We start from the raw sequence: 20,991 nt of genomic DNA, 5'->3' as shown, positions 1-20,991 counted from the left end.
TCCTCTAGGTTTATATTTATTATTAGTAATAGTTATTATTTTAGATGATATTTTACAAATTTAGGGGGAAGATTACCATGAAATGTGAAAAAATTAACAACTGCCCATTCTATCAGCAAAAAATGCCTATTGATAGCGGCTTGGGAGCTATCTACCGTAGAAATTACTGTGAAACTGATAAAACCAAGTGTGCAAGATTTATGGTAGCAAGCACTTTAGGTCCTTCATATGTTCCAATAGATTTATATCCTAACATGGTCGATCGTGCAAAGCAAATCATAAGTGAGAATAGTCAAGGTTAATAAATATCAATTTAATTTCTATAAATGATAAAAGGCGGTAAATTTTTACCGCCTTTTATCATTTATAAATTTGTTTGATCAATAATTAAAGCTAAATTCCTTCATTATCAACATTATTTGTTTCGCAATAACTTTTCTTAATTAGTTCAGAGTTAATTTTAATTCCATTTATAGCATTTTCAATTATAATTTTTTTGAGTAGATTCAAATCAGTGGTAGTGTCCCTTCTAAGTATCGCCTCTAAAAGCATCGGTAAATTTGCTCCAGTTATAACTTCTATCCTTGGATCCTTTTCGGCTATAAGTGCAGCTGTATTATAGGGTGTACCACCTAATATGTCTGTAAATATTATATAGTAATCACAATTTAGTTCATCGATGCTCTGTATAATTTTTGAGTATAACTCATCAGGTGATTCGTTAATTTCAAAAGTTAATGCTTTGATATTATTTTGAGCACCTAATATTAAATTAATGGCGTCAAACATGCCGACAGAATATTCCCCATGTCCAATTATAATATATCCAATGTGCATCTACATCACTACCTTTTTACCCTAGGAGACCGGTATAGCTGCCCAATATTCCAATAACTATAATAAAGATTATTGCTGTAGTTGTGTTGAAATTTTTCTTGCGCATTAGGTAAAGTATCAAAAGTGTTACGCCAAGCGGCAATATGCCGGGCATAATTTTATCCAAAAAATCTGTCTGCAGGTTGACCTTAGCTTGTCCCGCTGTAATTGTATAAGGTATCGATAGTCTGACATAAGAAGGTATCAAAGAACCAATTACCAATATACCAATTGTCGACGCTGCTTTTGATATAGATTGTACGCTTACGCTTAAACTTTTTAATAACGATAAACCAGAATTATATCCGAAAAATATTCCCCAGTACTTAAGTCCGAAGTTGACGATATTAAATAGAATCAGAAAGATAATTGGTCCAGCTATATTTCCTTGCATTGACAAAGATACTCCGATGCCCGCGAATATTGGCAAGAAAGTAAGCCAAACTATAGCATCACCTATTCCCCCTAGCGGTCCCATCAATGCTACTTTTACACCTCTGATTGATTCAGGATCTTCGCCTCTCTCCTCCATTGCGGCTATTATACCCGCAATAGGAGTAATCAGCACAGGATGTGTATTAAAAAATTCTAAGTATGATTTTAATGCACTGGCCATGCTTTCTTTAGTGGTATATATCTTTTTCAAAATAGGTATCATTGTATATGCCCAACCTATATTTTGGAATCTTTCATAGTTGAAAGATGCTTGGAGAAAGTTGCATCTCCAAAATACTGATATGAGATCTTTACGAGTTATTTTCTTATCAGGCATTGCATTAGATTCCTTCATCGTTTTCACCTCCGCCAACACCAGCATTTTGCGTTCTATTTCTATCAATATAAAACTCCCAAATAGCAATCGCTACGCCTATAAGTGCAACAGCTAAAACCGGCAATTGTAAATATACTGAACATATAAAACCTAATATCAGGAATGGCACAAATTCAGATTTTAACATTATTTTTAATAAAGTTGCCAGGCCTACTGCTGGCATTATTCCGCCTGCAATAGCCAGTCCGTTCATTAGTTTTTCTGGTATTAAGCTTACTATATTTTTCGCTACATCCATGCCAAAGTAGATAGGTAAAAATACTATTATTGCATAAAGCAAAAAGTGAAAAACTAATGCACCTATATTTATTCTCTCAATCATTTTATAATTGCCATCTTCTGCATATTTATCTGCTAAATGAGCAAAATAGCTAAAAGCAGTGTATAATAATGTCTTAATACTTTGCGCTGCAATAGCAAATGGAATAGCAAATGCTACGGCAGTTTGAGGCGGTTGTTTTGTTATAATGGCAAAAGCCGTACCTAATATACCACCTACTATCGGATCTGGGGGTTGTGCACCAGCCAATGGAACAAGTCCCATCCAAGCCAATTCAAGAGTAGCTCCTGCAATTAATCCAGCTTTTACATCACCAAGAACAAGACCAACTAGAAGGCCTGTAACAAGTGGTCGATGCCAATGAATATGTACCACTAAAATGTCTAGGCCAGCCAATCCAGAAATTAACGCCAACATCAGCGCTTGAAACATTTCTAGCCCTCCCTAATCTCATTAAATTTGCAATCATTATACTAGCTTATAAATTGTTAATTAGTTCTTCTATATCAACTCCCTTCTCTGTTGGGACACGTTGTATTATACACTTCACCCCCTTTGATGTTAACTTTTTAAATGTATCTATATCATCTTGGCTTACTGATACAGTAGAACTTATTTGAACCTTCCCTTCCGAATAATGCATGTTACCAACATTTACAGTTTTGATCGGTATTCCAGCTTCAACCAATCTCAATACGTCTTGGGGAGTTTCGACAACTAGCATAATAAATTGTTTTGGAGAAGCTTTTGGCAATTTAAGAACTGCTTCATCTACTGTAAAGTATCTTACCCCAACACCTGGCGGCACCGCCATGTTCATAATGTTTTTCCTAATTTCATCTTTAGCAACTTTATCATTCACTACCACTATCAAATTTGCATTTGTATGATGACACCAGGTAACAGCTACTTGACCATGAATCAATCTATTGTCAATTCTTGTAAGAACAATATTCATATATAATTACCTCCTTTTAAGTTATCGGGTGTTAATCAATTTATCTTGCCATAAGGATATATATTTACTCCCTTTACTACTCTGTTTACTATGCCGCCGGGATTAGGGTTATCCGGTTCTATTCCCGATTTTACAGAGGCTAGAAGCGCAAACACCTGGGCATAAAGGATGTAAAGCATTGAAATTAATATGGGATTATCTATTTCAGCTGCTTTTTCCGGTAGATAAAGTAAGTCATTACATATTTCCTTTAAGTCATTTTCAAAATTTGCTGATATAGCTATTACGGTATGATCACCAGGGTCATTGTAGATTTCTTTTAAAAGATCTATGTCATATTTTCTTGAATATGCATCTTGGGATAAAAATATAAAAACTAAAGTTTCATCATTTACTATAGATTTTGGGCCGTGTCTGAATCCTAAGACGCTTTCACTGTAGCCTATGATTTTACCTCGTGTTAATTCCAAAAGTTTTAATGCGCTTTCTTTTGAAAGTCCATAGAAACTTCCTGACCCAAGATATATTACTCTTTTTGGGGTAGAATTTAAGATCTCGCTTAATTTCTGGTGATTATTATCTAAAATATTTTTTCCGATATTTGCAATTTCTGCTAATTGTTTAGAATAGTTTTCTAAATTTTGTATATCAAATATCAGTAAAGCCGCCAGTATCATGCATGTCAAGCTGCTGGTCATCGCAAAACCTTTATCATTTGACTTTTCAGGCATTAGAAGCAATAGGATATTTTTCTTATCCTTTGCTGTTTTGGCCATTTCGCCATCAGGGTTGCAAGTTATAAATATATGATGCACATCGTTTATTAATTGTTCTGCTAAGTTAAAGGTCGCCATACTCTCGGGACTGTTTCCGGACCTACCGAAAGAAATTATTATCGTGGTTGTATCTTTTTCTAGATAATTTTCCGGATTAGTCACAATATGCGTAGTCGGAATAGCTTCAAACCTGTAATTATATTTTCGCTGCAAATATGGAACTAAAATCTCTCCTATATAAGCGGATGTGCCTGCACCTGCAAATATAACTCTTGTGTTTTTGTTTTCCTGAAATCCAGCAAAAAATCCTTTGATCTTTTCTATGTTGTTTTGAATGATTTGCAGAGTTTCAAGCCATAGTTCAGGCTGCTGATATATTTCAGTAGCTGTATTAAATCCATTGATATTTTTCCATACTTCTTCTCTTATTCCGAACATTTTTCTCCCACCTTATAATGTTGTCATGTCATCATTACCAGTTTTGATAAAAAATTATCTTTTTAAAGCAACTCTATATTTAAATCTATCACCCCTTGCCACACTTTTAGTATATTCTATTACAGTGTCTTTTTCGTAAGTAAATCGTTCAATCATCATGCTGGGCAGTCCTTCGTAATAGTTCAACAATTTTGCTTCATTTTCTCTGGTTATAACAGGTTGAAAAATTTCTTCGGCAAATGTAAAAGTTGTGTTGTATTCTTCTGAAAAAATGTCATACATCGGACGTCTCTCTAGTTTTTCCTTTGTTAAACCAGGAAATCTGCCGCATGGCACATGGCTTGTCTCTAACATCATCGGTTCGCCGTCCGCAAGCCTTAAGCGGGTAAATACGTATATTTCATCATGTACATTCAGTCTCATCTTCTGTGCCAGCTTTTCGTTGCATTTTGCTATTTTAAAATCTAGAACTTTAGATGTTGGCACTTTCCCAAGCTTCTTCATTTCTTCAGTGAAACTGTAAAACTTTAAAAGATCTTGTTTGAATTTTTCAGGTGAGACAAAAGTGCCTTTTCCATGTATTCTATAGATATATCCTTCTCGCTCAAGTTCCTGAATAGCTTGTCTGACAGTAGATCTGCTGATATCGTACTTTTCACATAACTCTCTTTCCGAAGGCAATTTATCATCTGCCTTTAGATTTCCCGCCTCAATCATTTCTATAATAATGTCCATTAATTGGTAATATAATGGTATTCTACTTTCCTTTTCAATCTTCTTCATCGCATCACCTTAATATTGTCATGTGGTCCGTACCAGTTATCTTTATAATACACGTTATTTTTTTGCTTGTCAATGTATTATGGCTAAAATTTTACCGTGTTTTTATTTTGTCTTTTATCTGCTCAAATTTTTTATCGCCTATGCCTGAAACATTTTTTATATCTTCTACACTGCTAAATTTACCGTTGTTTTCTCTGTAGTCTATAATTTTTTGAGCAGTTACAGGACCTATGCCGGGTAATTGGGTAAGCTCTGCTTCGCTTGCGGTATTGATATTGATTTTTCCGTCATCTTTCGAGCTTATTCCTGCAATTGATTGACCTGTTGAAGAATCTGATGTATCTGTAATTTCTCCTGTTTTGGGAACATATAATTTATCTTCATCGTGAACCTTCATGGCAAGGTTTAAGGATTCAAGGTCTGCCTCAGGTATAACTCCGCCTGCAACATCTAGGGCATCTTTTACCCTATCTCCTTCTTCAAGGGTATAAACACCGGGGCTTTTGACCGCGCCCGCTACATGAACAATTATTTTTTCTTTCTCTTCTACAAAGGTTTCATCGTCTTCAAGGGGAGCTTTATCTTGCTCCTCTTGAAGATCGAGTACTATTTCGCTTGATGGTTTAAAAAATGCATAATATGTGATACATACCGTAAAAATCGCCATTATTAGCAAAATTCCTAGAAGTATCTTTTCTCTTTTATCAAAATCAGGCACTTCCTCAGCTCCTAATTTTACTTTTACATACCCATAATTTCATATATCTTTTTTATATCTACACTATTTCTTAAGACATCAGCCCAACGGTCAAACTCTTTTTCTCTGAACTCTTTAAAATTTAATGATTCAAAGTCTCCAAAATCAAAGGTTCTTCCATACTTACATATTTGCAAAAAGCTCACAAATTTTTTCGTAAACTCCGGATTATCAAACAGGCCATGAACAAAAGTACCTATGACTCTGCCTGTAGAAGATATAAAACCGTCTAATCCATCAACCGTACTATAAGCTTCATCAAGCTTTATAAAGCTTTTTTTGACAGCTTCTCCCCTTATATTTCCTGAATAAATCATATAGCCATTAATTTTTTCGCCATTTAAAACATCTGCAGGACTTGTAAGATTGTCTGATATATGTCCCGAGACTCTGATATTTTGCTGAGGGTTCATTGCAATATCGGCATCAATAAGGTTTAGCCCTTCTATACTTTCATTTGTTTCAAAGTCAAAAGGCAGTTCAAATTTTCTTCCTAAAAGCGGCAAACTGCTTCCTTGGGCAAAAATCACAGCTCCTTTTCGGGCAAGTTCTGATATTTCCTCATCCCATTCTCTTTTTCGGATAAATTCTATACTTTCTTTGGGATTTTCAGAGGCCGGAATCAGCACCATGTCAGCATCCCCTATAGGCCCTTGAGACACATATGAAAGGTTGATTCCCGGATATTCAGCAAGTGGTGCAAAATCATTGAAATTCGTGATACGAGGCAATGTTAAAATTTTTACGATTATGGGGTGTCTTGAGGCGTCACTGTCAGTCTTAATATACTTTTGTAAGAGCCGTTCCTTTTCAGCCTGTGGTGAATCCTCTTCATCTATATAAATATCGGCATATGGGACGACGCCGAGCATTGGCCTTTTTATTATATCTTCTAGCATTTTTAGGCCAGGCTCCAAAAGTCTCAAATCTCCCCTAAACTTGTTGATAATAACGCCTTTTACCCTTGCTCTTTCTTCATCGGTAAGCAAAAGCATAGTTCCTGCAAGAGATGCAAATACTCCGCCTTTGTCAATGTCTCCTGCAATAACCACCGGAGCATCCACCAATTCGGCTACACCCATATTTGCAATATCATCTTCCCGAAGATTAATTTCCGCAGGGCTGCCTGCGCCTTCTATTACAACTATGTCATGGGAGTTTGCCAATTCATCATAGCTTTCTTTAACTATTTTTTTAAGCTTTGATTTATAGTCTTGGTAGTCCATTGCTGATAGGCTGCCTATTGGTTTGCCTTTAACTACAACTTGACTGTTTTTATCTGAACGGGGTTTTAACAGCACAGGATTCATAATAGCCTGAGGTTCAATTTTGCAGGCTTCGGCCTGGACAGCTTGGGCCCTTCCCATCTCTAATCCATCTTTAGTTATATAAGAATTCAGTGCCATATTCTGAGCTTTAAAAGGCGCAACTTTAAAACCATCTTGCGCAAAAACCCTGCAGAATCCTGTAACTAGTCGGCTTTTGCCAACAGAGGAACCGGTTCCTTGAATCATTATGCATTTTGCTGTCATTCTAAGAACCCCCTCAGTATTATATCTTCAGCCTCTTCCTCGGAAAGGCCCAGGGTCATTAATTTCAAAAGTTGCTCTTCGGCAATTTTGCCTATAGCAGCTTCATGGGTCAATTGAGCATCAGGATGTTCCGCTGTAATTGCAGGGGTTGAGCTTATTTTACCATGATCCATTATTATTGAATCACACTCTACATGGCCTTTGCTGTCAGCCCTTGCAATAACTATTGGGTGAAAAATCTGGCTTGAGTTGTCTCTTGCAACAGAACGCGATACCACTTTAGTATTGGAGTTCTTGCCATTTAGTTCTATTGTCATATTGGATACTGCTTGTTGATCCTGGTGAGTAAGCAATCTCTCTGTAATTATCAGGCTTGCTCCTTCGGCAAGCTGCGCCTTTGTATCTCTTATAGTACTGCTAACACCTTTAATCTGGACGAGTTCCATTTCAGCTATAGAATTTTCCTCCATTGTAACTATGGTTTGGGGATTTAGGATTCTCTCTCCCGATCCTTCTCCATAGTGTTTTTCTATATACCGCATTTTAGCGCCTTTTTTAATGATGATTTCGTGGATGCCGTCATGCTGGGATTTCTTAGATCCGGGATTATGAATTCCACAACCGGCTATTACTGTTACATCTGCTCCTTCACCTACGATAATAGTATTATATACTACATCCACTAGGCCGGACAAAGTTATAAGAACCGGGATGTGTACAGCTTCATTTTTGGTGCCGGGTGCTATTATAACATCAATTCCGGGTTTATCTGTTTTTGGCCTTACTTCAATATTTGCAGACGAATGGCGTATTATCCCTTCTCCATTCTTTCTTATGTTCACAGCTCCTGATGGTATGTTATGCAAATCTGCAATATTTTTTAAAAGTTCATTTTCAATAGCATTCAACTTCATCATTATTACCTCCGCAATTTGCCTTCCAGCAGCATCTTGCATCTTCCTGGATTAAAGGCAGTATTTTGTCTCTAGATCCTCTATCAGCTATTTTGCCATCAACTAGCAGGATTATTTCGTCGGCCAGTGATAAGACTCTTTCGTGATGAGTTATAACAACGCTTGTCACATTTCCCCTTTTGTGATAATTTCTAATTAGCTGAAGCAGATTCTCAAAGCTCCAAAGGTCAACCCCTGCTTCCGGTTCATCGTAAATTACAAGTCTAGATGGTCTTGCAAGTACGCTGGCAAGCTCAATTCGCTTCATTTCTCCGCCGGAAAGACCGGAATCGCATTCTCTGTCAAGATAGTCTTGTGGACATAATCCAACAGACCTTAAAATTGCTCTTAATGAATTTTCATCAGCAGAAATCTTTAAAAGGTCTTTAATTTTTAATCCCTTAAACCTAGGTGGATTTTGAAACGCATAGCTTATTCCGGCTTTTGCCCGTTCAGTTATACTAAAATCTGTTATGTCCTTGCCATCTAGGTATATTCTCCCCTCATCATTTTTATAAATGCCCATAATAACCTTGGCAAGCGACGTCTTTCCGCCGCCGTTTGGTCCTGTTAGAGCATAAAATTTATTATCTTCTAAATCTAAGTTTATATTTTCTAATATCGGAACTTCCTCACTGCCATTTTTCAGGCGAAGGTAAACTGATTCAAGTCTCAACATAATATTACCTCTTTTCTTTCATATTTATTGAATAAAGGGCTACTGTTTTCGTCCTTTGCCTTTTATATTTTACCTCACTTTCTCTCTTCATACAATAGCAACTCTTGGTTATAAAAATATATAAAATCCTTATAAATCAAGCCCTGATTGATATTCATAATTACAATTGATAATAATAATTAATATTTGTTACTTATATTTAAAAACCAGCACATAAAAGCGCTGGTTTTGTTTCTTCAAAAATTGTAGAGATTTTATACCTATTTAACTACTATGTTTACTAGTTTGCCGGGCACCGAGATAACCTTTACAATTTTTTTATCTTTAATGTATGGGGCAATTCGCTCTTGCTTTAGTGCAGCTTCTTTGACCTCTTCTTCCGGCGTATTGACAGGAATTACAATTTTATCTCTTACTTTTCCATTTACTTGAACAACTATTTCAATTTCATCCTCTAAAATCGCTGCAGCATCATAAGATGGCCACTTTTCAAGATATACGCTTCGCGTATGGCCCAACTTATGCCATAACTCTTCTGCAAGATGGGGGGCAAATGGGGCAAGAAGCAAAAGCAAGGTATCCAGTGATTCGCTTAAAACTTTTTTAGAAATGTCTCTGTCCTTGTAATCACTGAGCTCATTTACCATTTCCATGATTGCACTTATTGCGGTATTAAAATTAAATCTTTCACCAATATCTTCTGTAACTTTTTTTATAGTCTTATGGGTGATGCGACGGATATATGCGTCGCATTCTCCTTCGGTCTTAGCACTGCTCAATTTTCTAGATAATTCATCTACTAATCTAAAGACCCTTTGAAGAAATCTTGAACATCCTTCAACACCTTGATCGCTCCACTCTAAGTCTCTTTCGGGAGGTGCTGCAAAAAGTATAAACAGTCTTGCTGTGTCAGCTCCGTACTTTTTAACTATTTCCTCAGGGCTTACGATATTGCCAAGGGATTTTGACATCTTAGCACCGTCTTTTAGTACCATTCCTTGTGTAAGTAAATTTGAAAATGGCTCAGATGCAGATACAAGGCCTGCATCCCTTATGACTTTTAGGAAAAATCTGGAATACATAAGATGTAGGATGGCATGCTCCACACCGCCAATGTATTGATCGACCGGCATCCAATAGTCGACCTTACTTCGCTCAAAGGGCATTGCTTCATTTCTTGCATCAGTATATCGAAGAAAATACCAAGAAGAGCATACAAAAGTATCCATTGTATCCGTTTCGCGTTTTGCAGGTCCATGACATTTTGGGCATGTGGTATTTATGAATTCCTCTGATTCTTTTAAAGGAGACGTGCCTTTAAAATTAAACTTTACATTTTCCGGCAGCAAAACGGGCAGGTCTTCTTCAGGCACAGGTACAATGCCGCATTTGTCACAATAAACCATGGGGATAGGCGCACCCCAATATCTTTGTCTTGAAATAAGCCAATCTCTCAACTTATAGTTTACTTTAAATTTACCTATACCTTTTTCTTCCATGTATTTTCCAATGGCTTTAATAGCTTCACTGCTTATCATGCCATTAAATCCATTAGAGTTTACCAAAATCCCCTCATCCACAAAAGCCTCTGACATTTCTTTAGGAACTAGAGTTGCATCTTTCGGAGAAATAACCACTTTTATCGGCAGATTATATTTTCTTGCAAACTCGAAATCCCGCTGGTCATGGGCTGGAACTCCCATAACCGCTCCTGTGCCATAACTCAGCAGCACATAGTTTGCCGTCCAAATCGGAATCTTTTCGCCGTTCATGGGATTTATGGCATATGCGCCTATAAACATTCCTTCTTTTTCGGTTTCGGCGGAAGTTCTTGCTATTTCGTTGTATTTCTCCATTTTTTTTCGAAATTCTCTAACTTGAGCTTCATATTCTGTTCCTTTAGAAAGAGATTCTACTAGCGGATGTTCAGGTGCAAGAACTATATATGATACTCCATATACTGTATCAGGGCGTGTCGTAAATACAGGAATTTTTTCACCATTTTTTTCTGCGACAAATGAAAATTCAACACCTTCGCTGCGGCCAATCCAGTTTTTTTGCATAGTCTTTACCTTTTCCGGCCAACCGGGAAGTTTCTCTAAATCATCTAAAAGTTCATCTGCATAGTCGGTTATCTTGAAAAACCACTGTTCAAGCTCTTTCTTTTCAACTTCGGTTTTGCAGCGTTCACATGCCCCGTCTACTACCTGCTCGTTTGCAAGAACTGTGCCGCATGAAGGGCACCAGTTTACAGAAGCTTTTTTGCGGTAGGCAAGGCCTCTTTTATAGAGAAGCAAAAAGAACCATTGCGTCCATTTATAGTATTTCGGATGGCATGTAGCAATCTCTCTATCCCAATCATAGCTCAATCCCAATTGCTTTAATTGACTTCTCATATTTGCAATATTGTTCCACGTCCACTCTGCCGGATGAATTCCATGTTTTATAGCAGCGTTTTCGGCAGGAAGGCCAAAGGCATCCCAGCCCATCGGATGCAACACATTAAAACCGTTCATCTTTTTAAATCTTGCAACCACGTCTCCGATGCAATAATTGCGCACATGGCCCATATGTAAATTGCCCGAAGGATAAGGAAACATTTCAAGACAGTAATATTCAGGTTTGCTTTCGTCTTTCACAGCTTTGTAGAGTTTATTTTTTTCCCACTCCTGTTGCCATTTATTCTCAATAGACTTAAAATCGTATTTCAATCAAACGTCACCCTCCATATGCACAGTTATAGGTTTTAAATATATATCTTATGAATTAAAAAAAGTTTCTTATCCCCTTTAGGGACGAGAAACTTCTCGCGGTACCACCCTAATTGGTCAAACGACCCGTCTCAAACATTTTAACGCCTGTCGGCTAAGTCTTCTAAAGGTGAGTTCAAAGACTGTGCTTTTCGGCTCGCACCTTGCGCCGAATCTCTGTAAAAGCACCAGTCTCATACTATTCCTTTGTATTAATATAAATGCTTATATTAAATTTTCTATATTATATTTCAACTCTTTTGGAGTGTCAATCTCATCCGGCGGCAAATCGATAATTTTTGCATCGGCCCATAGGCGTTCTAGCGTATAATATTCTCGTTCTTGACGAGTGAAAATATGCACAATTACGTCATAATAGTCCATCAGCACCCAAGCGCCTTCTTGATAGCCCTCTTTTCCTCTTACTGTGTAGCCCGCTTCTCCAAGCTTTTTCTCCACTTCATCCGCTAAAGCTCTGACATGCACCGGAGATGTGCCTGTAGCTACTACAAAATAATCTGAAAATACTGCAACAGAACTTATGTCCATTATCAGAATATCTTCGCCTTTTTTATCCCTTAAAATACTAGCCGCTTTAAGAGCGCAAGTTTTAGGGTTTTTTGTCATTCAGTTCCCTCCATAACAGAATTATATTTATATTAAAAATTTATTCATCTATCATATCTTTTCCCACAATTACCGTAGGAAGAGAAATATTTGAATCGCTTTTTTCTTCGAGTAAGGCCTTCGGAAGAACTTTTGCAACTTTTTCGGCCTCATCTTTTTTATCTTGAGGATATACTATGGTAGTAGTACCATAATCGAAGCTGTCTGCATTACCTATACTGACAACTTTAAAACCTTGAGATTCGAGTCTGCTGGCAATTTTCGATGCAACGCCGCTTGTACCGCTGCCGTTTAGGACTGCTACTTTGACGCTGCCATCATCATAAAAAACTTCATCTATTACTTTGTCAAGTTCATTTTGAAAAGGTATGAAATAACTGATACCTGAAATATTTTTTCCTTCACCCGGCACGGTATACATTTTAATGTTTTCACGCTTCATCTGCCTTGCAAAATTAGCAAGACTCATCATTTCCATAGGCTGAATATCTGTTTCTACATTTTCTTGGACAATATCAATTATTTTAGGTAGTTTTAAAAGCGTTGAAGGTTTTAAAATTTTATCTATAAGTGCTTCCATGAATTGCTGCTGTGCTTTTATTCGTCCAAGATCAGCATCTGCATATCCTCTGTATCTTATGAACTGTTCAGCTTTATCGCCGTCAAGAGTCTGTAGTCCCGGATATAAGTCAATATACAGTCCCCCTGCAGGATCGCTGTATTTCATACGTTCTTTAACATCAACTTCTACACCGCCTAAGGCATCCACAATATTTTTAAAACTGGAGAGCTTTACAACAACATAATTGTGAATCGGAACACCTAGAAAATCTTTTACAGTTTTAACTGCTAAATCCGCTCCTCCTAAAGCTGTTGCGGCGTTTATCTTCTGAATGCCGTATTTCCCAAGCTTTACTCTTGTATCTCTTGGAATGGAAAGTACTTTGACGGTTTTATTTTGGGTATCCAAGCTTACGACAATAATCGTATCTGAGCGATGTCGGTTATTTTCTTCTTTTGCCCCTATAGTTCCTGCATCCATGCCCAGCAACAAGATATTTCGGCGTCCACCCTTAACAAATTCATCGGTATTTGATATGACAGAATCTTCATTCTGCTCAGCCGCCATATTCATCGTTCTTACCGTGTAGTAAAATCCGCTGCCAAGGGAAAAAACTATAAATAGTAATATAGCTACGGCTATTTTTAAAGGCCTTTTCATTGTTTAAATTCGCTCTCCCTTTTGATAAGAATAAAATTCCTACCGGAAATTGTCTTTGGATGCAGCAAGCTCCTTTTAGTTAAAACGTACCTGATTGTAGAGTCGAAGGCTTTTACCATGGTATCGTCAAGATCTTGAAAAGCCACTCGTCTTAATTTTTCAACATCAGGAAAACATCGACTCGGTTCAATGAAATCCGCAATAAATATTACTTTATCTAGAATGTCCATATTTTCGTCGCCGGTAGTATGGATCTTTATGGCATGTAAAATTTGCTCATCATATATACCATAGTCTCTTTTTGCTAGCTCAGCGCCTAATGGTCCGTGTATCAAAACTTTTTCTCTAATTTCGATATCATCTAAAAGTATACCAAAATCCTGAGCTAGTTTCAACTGAAGCTCTTCGCTCATGCCTCGTGCACAATCGTGAAGCAGACCGGCAATTTTTGCTTTATTGACATTTGCTCCATAACGAAGCGCTAATTTTTCAGCGGTTTCCATAACACCTATTGAGTGTAAAAATCTTTTTTCGCCCAAGTTTACCTTTAACTTTTTTATCATCTCATCAAGACTTATAATCATTGGTAAAGGCCACTTTTCTTTATATATGTTTCTACGCTATCAGGCAGTAAATATTTAATGGATAAGCCTTCCTTCATCCTTCGCCTGATTTCAGTAGAGGAGATATCAAGGCTTGTAACTTTCATCGGAACTACCTCATAACCGTACATTTCTTTTATTTGAATAAGCTTTTGGTGCAATTGGTCTATAGGATATCCCGGCCGGGTTGCAGCTATGAAAGTACAATAACTTAAAACTTTATCAACATCTTTCCATGTGAGTATATCGAAAACCGCATCTGCTCCGCTTATAAAAAAAAGTTTTACGTCAGAGCCGAGTTCATTATAGAACTGCTCTAACGTATCCACGGTGTAAGTCGGACCGGGTCTGTCAATCTCTATCCTTGAAATTTCAAAAAATGGATTATTATTTACAGCAAGCATTGTCATGAGATACCTATCTTCAGGAGGCGTAACTGCATAATCTTTTTTATGCGGCGGCCGACCGGCAGGTGTAAATATAACTTTATCTAATTTGAAATTGGTTCTTGCAGTTTCAGCGGTTACAAGATGGCCATAGTGAATGGGATCAAAAGTTCCTCCCATTATGCCAATCTTTTGGTTCTTTGGCAAAGCAAATCCTCCTTTTTGAGTTTCTAAAATTCAAAGGTATATCTGATTATATGGCTGTCGCCTTTATTCTACATAATAAAACTCTGAATTGCCTATCTTTACTGTGTCTCCTGGCTGAATTCCTTCTGCTTTTAGTGCATCATCAATTCCCATTTTTTTAAAGGCTCTCTGCAGGCGCTTAACGGCAGATTCGTTTTCAAGATCAGTCATTGCTACAAGTCTTTCAACGGCTTTTCCGCGAATATAAAATACATGGCCGCCCTTTTCAATAGAAAAAGGCTTTTCATCTTCTAGTGTATATTTTATAGATTCTACTTCTTTAACTGCTTCCGGTTTCTCTATGCTTGAAAGGGTCTTAGCGATAACCTGAACAAGCTCTCTTATTCCTTGTCCCGTTGCTCCTGATACAGGTATTACATTATATCCTTCTTTTTCTAATAAAGGCTTCACTTTTTCGTAATTAATCCTGGATTCTTCTAAATCCATTTTATTCGCAGCAACAATTTGGGGTTTTTTAGCAAGTTCTTCGCTATAGCTTGCAAGCTCTTGGTTAATTGCATAAAATCCTTCCAACGGATCTCTTTCAAATCCGGACATATCGATAACATGAACAAGTAGTCGGGTTCTTTCAACATGCTTTAAAAACTCATAACCTAAGCCTTGCCCTTCATGAGCTCCTTCTATAAGACCCGGTATATCGGCTATCACAAAACTGCCCTCTGAACTTTGGCCAAAGCTTGCTACTCCAAGATTTGGAGCAAGGGTCGTAAAGGGATAATTAGCAATTTTAGGCCTTGCAGCGGTCATTCGCGAAAGCAATGTAGATTTTCCTGCATTAGGAAATCCTATTAAGCCCACGTCTGCTATGAGTTTTAATTCCAGTATAATCCAACGTTCCTCTCCCGGTTCGCCTTTTTCCGCAAAATCAGGAGCTCTATGAACGGAAGATGCAAACTTTGCATTCCCTCGTCCGCCACGGCCTCCTTTAGCTATAACAAAGCTTTCTCCATTTTCCACCAAATCTGCAATTACTTCACCTGTTTCAGCATCTTTTACGATGGTGCCCGGCGGCACATATATAACAAGATCCTCAGCATCGCGGCCGAATTTGTTAGAACCTTGACCATGTTCTCCTCTTTCGGCTTTGTAATGAATCTTGTATTTAAAATCCATTAATGTGGACATATTTGCATCGACTTTTAAAATCACGTCACCGCCGCGCCCGCCATCGCCGCCGCTAGGTCCGCCGCGAGGAACATATTTTTCTCTTCTAAAGGCTACAACGCCGTTGCCGCCGTCGCCTGCCTTTACGTAAATTTTTGCGGTATCTATGAACATTTAAATCAACACCTATATCATAGTTTTAGTTATAATTGAATATTAAAAATTTGTAATAAAAAACAAAGGTAACTTTTTCCATTAGTTACCTTAGAAACAGCTGCTATTATCAAAAAACTTAGTTCGCTGAGTATACGCTAACAAGCTTCTTATCTTTCCCTTTATTTTCAAACTTAACAACACCGCTAGTTTTTGCAAAAAGCGTATGATCGGTTCCGATACCTACATTTTGTCCGGGATAAATCCTAGTGCCTCTCTGGCGAACTAATATGCTTCCGGCATTTACAAATTGTCCGTCGAATCTTTTAACGCCCAAACGTTTTGACTGGCTGTCACGTCCGTTTTTGGAACTGCTACCGCCTTTTTTGTGAGCAAAAAGCTGTAAATTCATGAATTACACCTCCTCTATAACATCTACCTGTATATTTGAAGGATATGACTTTGAAATATCTTCTATGCCTAAAATAAATGTTTCCATAATAATGTTCACCTTATCAGCTTTTTCAGCCGACAAGTCTTTAGGTATCTTCAGCAAAAAATAACCATCTTTCTTTTTGATTTTTGCCTTGATACCAACCACTTTTTCCAAGCCTAAGGCCATAGTCTGCGCAAGTGCCGAGACCGCTGCGCACACTATATCTTTGCCATATTCATCGTATCCCGCATGGCCGGATATTTCTATTAATCTATAGCCGCCAAAAGGATCGACATGCACTTTTACCTTTATCATTTCTGCGTTATTTTTCTATTTTTTCGATTAAAATTTCAGTAAACGGCTGGCGGTGACCTTGTCTTTTTCGGTAGTTCTTTTTAGCTTTGTACTTTAGCACTATAATTTTTTCGCCCTTTCCATGGCGCAAAACCTTAGCTGTAACCTTTGCGTTTTCAATCCAGGGTTTGCCGACTTTCAGGCCTTCATCGTCTGAAACAGCTAATACTTTGTCTATTTCAACAATCCCGCCTTCTTCTACCGGAAGTTTTTCTACTCTAATTTCATCGCCTTCCGAAACTTGATACTGTTTACCGCCTGTTTCAATAATTGCGTACATAAATTCATCTCCTCCTTATTCTCGCCGGAATCTAGGTAAATTTTTTAAAAACCCGTCCCGTGCGGTGGAAGAATATCAACCACCTAGGCTATTTTAGCATACGAAAACCTTATCTGTCAACGAAATTTAATTGTATTCTACCTTTACCATGACATTTAGGGCAAGTTTCTTCCATAACTTCGTACAAACTCCTGCATACTTTTTTTCTGGTCATCTCAACTAACCCAAGATTTGTAATTCCGAAAACTTGTGTTTTTGTTCTATCCTTTTTTAGTTCATTTTTTAAGGTATCTATAACAGCTGCCTTATGATCGGTGCCTTGCATGTCAATAAAATCTATAATTATTATTCCGCCTATATCTCTCAATCTTAATTGCTTCACGATTTCCTTAGCTGCTTCTAAATTAGTTTGAAATATAGTGTCCTCTAAACTCGTATGGCCTACGAATTTTCCGGTATTTACATCAATGGCAGCTAATGCTTCAGTATAATCTATAATAATATATCCGCCAGACTTTAACCAGATTCTTCTTTCTAGAGCTTTTTCAATCTCTTTGGTTGCATTGAAGCATTCAAAAATGTCTCTAGAATCTTTGTAAAAGATTATGCGCTCCTTTAGCTCTGAAGATATCGCAGATGACAGCTTGCAAACTTTTTCATATCCCTTTTGTGTATTAATATAGAACTTGTCTATTTCAAAGGTAAACATATCCCTGACAACTCGGCTAAGCAAATCCATATCTTTATAGATAAGTGCGGGAGCTTCTATATTTCTTTGCTTTTTTTCTATTTCGCTCCATATTACTTCCAGATATTTTACATCTGCTCTTATTTCTTCTTCGTTTTTATTTTCTGCCGCGGTTCTTGCAATTATTCCCATTTCATGTGGCTTTACCTCTTCTACTGCAGCTCTTAGACGCCGACGCTCATTTTCATCCTCTATTTTTCTAGATACGCCTACGCAGTTTATTCCAGGCAACAAAACCGTATATCTGCCAGGTAAGCTAATATTAGTAGAAACTCGCGCTCCTTTTGTCCCTACAGCTTCTTTTGTAACTTGTACAAGGATTTCTTGCCCTTTTTTAAGCATTGCCTCTATCGGGCTTTTTTTAAAACTATCAAATTCATCTTCGTGAAAATTGACATCCGAAACATATAAAAATGCATTTTTATCAAAACCAATATCAACAAAGGCTGCTTGCATACCCGGAAGTACATTTGCAACTCTTCCCTTATAGATATTCCCACGGCTTTTCTCTATGTCACCGGTTTCTATATAATACTCTACAAGATGTCCATCCTCTAAAAGTCCAACTCGGGTTCGATTGCAGGCAACATCCGCCAAGATCTCCTTAGACATAAATTTTCATCTCCTTGACCTTATCTTAGGCAAGCTTTTCAAATAGGAAAGATTTTTTTATTTCCATCAAAATAATAAATTTCTCTGCGAAAGATATAATTTATTTCAAATTCGAAGCCTGCAATCCTTTCTAGCACAGATATTATTACTGAAGGGGAAATGCTGCCCTCTTGGCCAATCGAGAGCTTCATAAGAATTTTTATTCCTTCACTGTTGCTTTCAAGAACTTCAATGCTATATATCAAGGGAATGATGTTCACTTGCTTTGCACCGGATTTTGACTGTTTTTCAATAAATATTTCTTTACTGTTTTCAACTTCTTTAATTGCGTTTCTTAATTTAGCTTCATTATTACTTCCGTCCTCGATGCTTACTACATAAGATGCAGCATTTAGAGAAGAAAGCGGCAGCTTGTTATCGGCAACTTCAGCCTCGAGGATTTTTATTCCGATGGGTAAAACATTATTTAGGCGAATCATAACATCTCTTGGTAAAATCTCCTCGTCAAATTCACAGTCCATATATTCGCTGCAGCTGGTAGTGCCCACTGGCAGAGCTGGAGTAAAGGTCATTTTGGGCCTTGGATTAAAGCCTTTGGTGTATGATATGGGAAGATTAGCACGCCTAAAGGCCCTCTCAAAAACCCTTATTACATCCAAATGAGAAATAAACATTACCGAACGGCCCTTTTCAAATTTCAATCTTATTTTCACAGTAATCACCTGCCTCAAGCCTGTTTACGCCGCAGCCACTACAACGAATTCTACAATCAGGAGTCGTTTCGCCTTTTTCTGATTTCTCAAGTTCTTTTTGCAAAAATCTTTTATTAATGCCTATATCTATTATATCCCACGGAAATATCTCATCTTTCTCTCTGTAACGATATGCATAAAAGTTAGGATCTATGCCTGATTCATTAAATGCTGAAACCCATTTTTCAAAAGAAAATATGTCATTCCAACCGTCAAACTTGCACCCATTGTCGTGAGCGGCTTTTAGAACCTTGCCTAGTTTTCGATCACCTCTTGAAAAAACAGCTTCTAAAAAACTTAGTTTCCCTTCATGCCAATTGTAGGATATATTTTTGTTCTTTCTAAACAAACTCTTTAATAATCTTTGCCGCTCGTCAATTTCTTCAAGCGTTATTTGAGGATGCCACTGAAAGGGCGTAAAAGGTTTTGGTACAAAAGTTGATGTGCTTACATTTACTCTGAGTCCTTTTGTATTTCCGTGTATTTTTCTATAGACATCAACAACTTTGTTGGCAAGCTCCGCTATTCCTTTTATATCTTCTAAAGTCTCCCCTGGAAGTCCTATCATAAAGTATAGTTTAACTGTATTCCACCCTGATAAAAAAGCGTCATGAGCCGATTTTAGAAGATCATCTTCCGTAACGCCCTTATTTATAATGTCTCGAAGTCTTTGAGTGCCGGCTTCAGGCGCAAAAGTAAGGCCTGATTTCCTAATTTCCTGCACTTTTTTAGCAAGTTCTAAAGAGAATGCATCAATTCTAAGAGATGGCAGTGACAATCCCACTTTACTTTCACGAAATTTTTCGGTTAAAGATTCAGTCAGCTGTTTAAGCTGCGAATAATCACTGGTGCTAAGGGATGTAAGGGAAAGTTCTCCATAGCCGGTGGAGGCTATAATATCTTTGGCCATTTTTTCTAAAATATCGGCAGATTTTTCTCTTACAGGTCTATAAATCATGCCAGCCTGGCAAAAGCGGCATCCATGGGAACACCCGCGAAAAATTTCAAGAGGAGCTCTATCATGGACAATATTAATATATGGAACTATAAAATCCGTCGGATAGTAGGCTTCATTGAGGTTTGCGATAAGCCGCTTTTCTATTTTGGCCGGAAACTCATTAGATTTTGGCAAAATGCTTCGAAGCGTCCCGTTTTCATTGTATGTCACGTTATACAACGAAGGAACGTATAAACCTTTGATTTTAGCTACTTCTGTTAAAAAGTCTCTTCTTGGCCTGCCGTTTGCTTTAAATATCTTGTACAAATCCATAATTTCCACTATAGCTTCTTCAGCTTCGCCTATTACAAAAAAGTCTATAATATCGCCTAGAGGCTCCGGATTATATGCACAGGGCCCGCCTGCAATTACTAGAGGATCTTTATCGCACCGCTCGCTTGAGAATATAGGGATTCTTGCAAGTTCTAACATGTTTATTATGTTTGTATAACTCATTTCGTATTGAAGAGTAAAGCCAAGAAAATCAAAATCTTTAATAGGAGTTTTAGTTTCAAGGCTAAAGAGCGGTATATCATATTCTCGCATCAATTTTTCAAAATCAACCCATGGCGCAAAAACTCTTTCTGCATAAATAGTCGAGTCTTCGTTTAACAAGTGATATAAAATCTTAATGCCTAAATGAGACATACCAACTTCATATATATCAGGAAATGCCAGCGCAACGTGGACATCTATATCCTCTTTACGTTTTAATATGCTATTGTATTCATTTCCGGTATATCTTGCAGGTTTTGAAACTTTAGGCAAAATCTTTTCCAATAGTCTATCTAAAGTCAAATTTTTTCCTCCCAAGTTTAATAAAGATAGTTTTACGCA

General features: G+C 37.4%; 23 protein-coding genes and 1 other annotated feature. Of the genes, 1 reads left to right on the top strand and 22 read right to left on the bottom strand.

Annotation, left to right across the window (positions count from 1 at the left end; translation table 11 throughout):
• Positions 1–77: 77 nt before the first annotated feature.
• Entirely contained in the window at positions 78–302 is a 225-nt protein-coding gene (locus tag TSYNT_RS10225; protein WP_059033733.1) for a hypothetical protein, read from the top strand.
• Positions 303–393: 91 nt separating this feature from the next.
• On the opposite strand, the gene TSYNT_RS10220 is transcribed toward TSYNT_RS10225, so the two are convergent.
• The 22 genes from TSYNT_RS10220 to TSYNT_RS10115 form a co-directional block, all read right to left on the bottom strand.
• Positions 394–837, bottom strand: a complete 444-nt coding sequence (locus TSYNT_RS10220; protein ID WP_059033730.1) for a PTS sugar transporter subunit IIA — start codon at positions 835–837, stop codon at positions 394–396.
• Positions 838–853: 16 nt separating this feature from the next.
• On the bottom strand, positions 854–1,666 hold the full coding sequence (locus TSYNT_RS10215; RefSeq protein ID WP_059033728.1) for a PTS system mannose/fructose/sorbose family transporter subunit IID: 813 nt from the start codon (positions 1,664–1,666) through the stop codon (positions 854–856).
• On the bottom strand, positions 1,653–2,420 hold the full coding sequence (agaW, locus tag TSYNT_RS10210; protein ID WP_059033726.1) for a PTS N-acetylgalactosamine transporter subunit IIC: 768 nt from the start codon (positions 2,418–2,420) through the stop codon (positions 1,653–1,655). The genes TSYNT_RS10215 and agaW overlap by 14 nt, the downstream gene beginning before the upstream one ends.
• A 46-nt stretch (positions 2,421–2,466) precedes the next feature.
• On the bottom strand, positions 2,467–2,946 hold the full coding sequence (gene agaV, locus TSYNT_RS10205; protein ID WP_059033724.1) for a PTS N-acetylgalactosamine transporter subunit IIB: 480 nt from the start codon (positions 2,944–2,946) through the stop codon (positions 2,467–2,469).
• A 35-nt stretch (positions 2,947–2,981) separates the two neighbouring features.
• A complete protein-coding gene (locus tag TSYNT_RS10200) occupies positions 2,982–4,160 on the bottom strand; it encodes an SIS domain-containing protein (RefSeq protein WP_059033723.1) in 1,179 nt (392 codons plus the stop codon).
• 54 nt (positions 4,161–4,214) lie between these two features.
• Positions 4,215–4,943, bottom strand: coding sequence for a GntR family transcriptional regulator (locus TSYNT_RS10195; RefSeq protein ID WP_059033720.1), 729 nt, complete (start codon positions 4,941–4,943; stop codon positions 4,215–4,217).
• A 91-nt stretch (positions 4,944–5,034) separates the two neighbouring features.
• Positions 5,035–5,661, bottom strand: a complete 627-nt coding sequence (locus TSYNT_RS10190; protein ID WP_238142704.1) for a helix-hairpin-helix domain-containing protein — start codon at positions 5,659–5,661, stop codon at positions 5,035–5,037.
• A 23-nt stretch (positions 5,662–5,684) separates the two neighbouring features.
• Complete coding sequence (locus TSYNT_RS10185; protein WP_059033718.1) at positions 5,685–7,232, bottom strand: cobyric acid synthase; 1,548 nt, start codon at positions 7,230–7,232, stop codon at positions 5,685–5,687.
• Complete coding sequence (locus TSYNT_RS10180; protein ID WP_059033717.1) at positions 7,229–8,146, bottom strand: SufB/SufD family protein; 918 nt, start codon at positions 8,144–8,146, stop codon at positions 7,229–7,231. The genes TSYNT_RS10185 and TSYNT_RS10180 overlap by 4 nt, the downstream gene beginning before the upstream one ends.
• Positions 8,127–8,864, bottom strand: coding sequence for an ABC transporter ATP-binding protein (locus TSYNT_RS10175; protein ID WP_059033714.1), 738 nt, complete (start codon positions 8,862–8,864; stop codon positions 8,127–8,129). Before TSYNT_RS10175 ends, TSYNT_RS10180 begins: the two co-directional genes overlap by 20 nt.
• A gap of 260 nt (positions 8,865–9,124) precedes the next feature.
• On the bottom strand, positions 9,125–11,575 hold the full coding sequence (leuS, locus tag TSYNT_RS10170; protein WP_059033712.1) for a leucine--tRNA ligase: 2,451 nt from the start codon (positions 11,573–11,575) through the stop codon (positions 9,125–9,127).
• A 77-nt stretch (positions 11,576–11,652) separates the two neighbouring features.
• Positions 11,653–11,836, bottom strand: a binding site (T-box leader).
• Positions 11,837–11,839: 3 nt separating this feature from the next.
• Positions 11,840–12,241, bottom strand: a complete 402-nt coding sequence (gene rsfS / locus TSYNT_RS10165) for a ribosome silencing factor (protein WP_059033710.1) — start codon at positions 12,239–12,241, stop codon at positions 11,840–11,842.
• A 40-nt stretch (positions 12,242–12,281) separates the two neighbouring features.
• Positions 12,282–13,463: an LCP family protein gene (locus tag TSYNT_RS10160; protein ID WP_059033709.1), complete on the bottom strand. Its 1,182-nt coding sequence runs from the start codon at positions 13,461–13,463 to the stop codon at positions 12,282–12,284.
• Positions 13,460–14,047 (bottom strand): bis(5'-nucleosyl)-tetraphosphatase (symmetrical) YqeK, encoded by a 588-nt coding sequence (gene yqeK, locus TSYNT_RS10155; protein WP_059033707.1) that lies wholly within the window; start codon positions 14,045–14,047, stop codon positions 13,460–13,462. Before yqeK ends, TSYNT_RS10160 begins: the two co-directional genes overlap by 4 nt.
• On the bottom strand, positions 14,044–14,658 hold the full coding sequence (gene nadD, locus TSYNT_RS10150) for a nicotinate-nucleotide adenylyltransferase (RefSeq protein WP_083497742.1): 615 nt from the start codon (positions 14,656–14,658) through the stop codon (positions 14,044–14,046). Before nadD ends, yqeK begins: the two co-directional genes overlap by 4 nt.
• Positions 14,659–14,721: 63 nt before the next feature.
• Positions 14,722–15,996 (bottom strand): GTPase ObgE, encoded by a 1,275-nt coding sequence (gene obgE, locus TSYNT_RS10145; protein WP_059033705.1) that lies wholly within the window; start codon positions 15,994–15,996, stop codon positions 14,722–14,724.
• Positions 15,997–16,114: 118 nt separating this feature from the next.
• Positions 16,115–16,387 (bottom strand): 50S ribosomal protein L27, encoded by a 273-nt coding sequence (gene rpmA, locus TSYNT_RS10140; protein WP_059033703.1) that lies wholly within the window; start codon positions 16,385–16,387, stop codon positions 16,115–16,117.
• A 3-nt stretch (positions 16,388–16,390) separates the two neighbouring features.
• Positions 16,391–16,726, bottom strand: coding sequence for a ribosomal-processing cysteine protease Prp (locus tag TSYNT_RS10135; RefSeq protein ID WP_059033701.1), 336 nt, complete (start codon positions 16,724–16,726; stop codon positions 16,391–16,393).
• A gap of 7 nt (positions 16,727–16,733) precedes the next feature.
• Positions 16,734–17,045, bottom strand: a complete 312-nt coding sequence (rplU, locus tag TSYNT_RS10130; RefSeq protein ID WP_059033699.1) for a 50S ribosomal protein L21 — start codon at positions 17,043–17,045, stop codon at positions 16,734–16,736.
• A gap of 109 nt (positions 17,046–17,154) precedes the next feature.
• Positions 17,155–18,405 (bottom strand): Rne/Rng family ribonuclease, encoded by a 1,251-nt coding sequence (locus TSYNT_RS10125; protein ID WP_059033697.1) that lies wholly within the window; start codon positions 18,403–18,405, stop codon positions 17,155–17,157.
• A 38-nt stretch (positions 18,406–18,443) separates the two neighbouring features.
• Entirely contained in the window at positions 18,444–19,118 is a 675-nt protein-coding gene (locus TSYNT_RS10120) for a TIGR03936 family radical SAM-associated protein (RefSeq protein ID WP_059033695.1), read from the bottom strand.
• Entirely contained in the window at positions 19,096–20,952 is a 1,857-nt protein-coding gene (locus TSYNT_RS10115; protein ID WP_059033693.1) for a TIGR03960 family B12-binding radical SAM protein, read from the bottom strand. Before TSYNT_RS10115 ends, TSYNT_RS10120 begins: the two co-directional genes overlap by 23 nt.
• Positions 20,953–20,991 lie beyond the last annotated feature (39 nt).

The organism is Tepidanaerobacter syntrophicus (assembly GCF_001485475.2).
In the GTDB taxonomy this organism is placed as follows: domain Bacteria; phylum Bacillota; class Thermosediminibacteria; order Thermosediminibacterales; family Tepidanaerobacteraceae; genus Tepidanaerobacter; species Tepidanaerobacter syntrophicus.
Note: the sequence above shows the minus strand (reverse complement) of the source record. Positions and strands in the feature narration are given on the sequence as shown.

Coding starts and splice junctions, on each gene's coding strand:
- rsfS (WP_059033710.1), bottom strand. CDS start 12,241: ATGACAAAAAACCCTAAAACTTGCGCTCTTAAAGCGGCTAGTATTTTA.
- TSYNT_RS10215 (WP_059033728.1), bottom strand. CDS start 1,666: ATGAAGGAATCTAATGCAATGCCTGATAAGAAAATAACTCGTAAAGAT.
- TSYNT_RS10125 (WP_059033697.1), bottom strand. CDS start 18,405: ATGTCTAAGGAGATCTTGGCGGATGTTGCCTGCAATCGAACCCGAGTT.
- obgE (WP_059033705.1), bottom strand. CDS start 15,996: ATGTTCATAGATACCGCAAAAATTTACGTAAAGGCAGGCGACGGCGGC.
- TSYNT_RS10225 (WP_059033733.1), top strand. CDS start 78: ATGAAATGTGAAAAAATTAACAACTGCCCATTCTATCAGCAAAAAATG.
- TSYNT_RS10175 (WP_059033714.1), bottom strand. CDS start 8,864: ATGTTGAGACTTGAATCAGTTTACCTTCGCCTGAAAAATGGCAGTGAG.
- agaW (WP_059033726.1), bottom strand. CDS start 2,420: ATGTTTCAAGCGCTGATGTTGGCGTTAATTTCTGGATTGGCTGGCCTA.
- rplU (WP_059033699.1), bottom strand. CDS start 17,045: ATGTACGCAATTATTGAAACAGGCGGTAAACAGTATCAAGTTTCGGAA.
- rpmA (WP_059033703.1), bottom strand. CDS start 16,387: ATGAATTTACAGCTTTTTGCTCACAAAAAAGGCGGTAGCAGTTCCAAA.
- TSYNT_RS10160 (WP_059033709.1), bottom strand. CDS start 13,463: ATGAAAAGGCCTTTAAAAATAGCCGTAGCTATATTACTATTTATAGTT.
- TSYNT_RS10180 (WP_059033717.1), bottom strand. CDS start 8,146: ATGAAGTTGAATGCTATTGAAAATGAACTTTTAAAAAATATTGCAGAT.
- TSYNT_RS10195 (WP_059033720.1), bottom strand. CDS start 4,943: ATGAAGAAGATTGAAAAGGAAAGTAGAATACCATTATATTACCAATTA.
- agaV (WP_059033724.1), bottom strand. CDS start 2,946: ATGAATATTGTTCTTACAAGAATTGACAATAGATTGATTCATGGTCAA.
- TSYNT_RS10185 (WP_059033718.1), bottom strand. CDS start 7,232: ATGACAGCAAAATGCATAATGATTCAAGGAACCGGTTCCTCTGTTGGC.
- TSYNT_RS10220 (WP_059033730.1), bottom strand. CDS start 837: ATGCACATTGGATATATTATAATTGGACATGGGGAATATTCTGTCGGC.
- yqeK (WP_059033707.1), bottom strand. CDS start 14,047: ATGATTATAAGTCTTGATGAGATGATAAAAAAGTTAAAGGTAAACTTG.
- TSYNT_RS10200 (WP_059033723.1), bottom strand. CDS start 4,160: ATGTTCGGAATAAGAGAAGAAGTATGGAAAAATATCAATGGATTTAAT.
- TSYNT_RS10135 (WP_059033701.1), bottom strand. CDS start 16,726: ATGATAAAGGTAAAAGTGCATGTCGATCCTTTTGGCGGCTATAGATTA.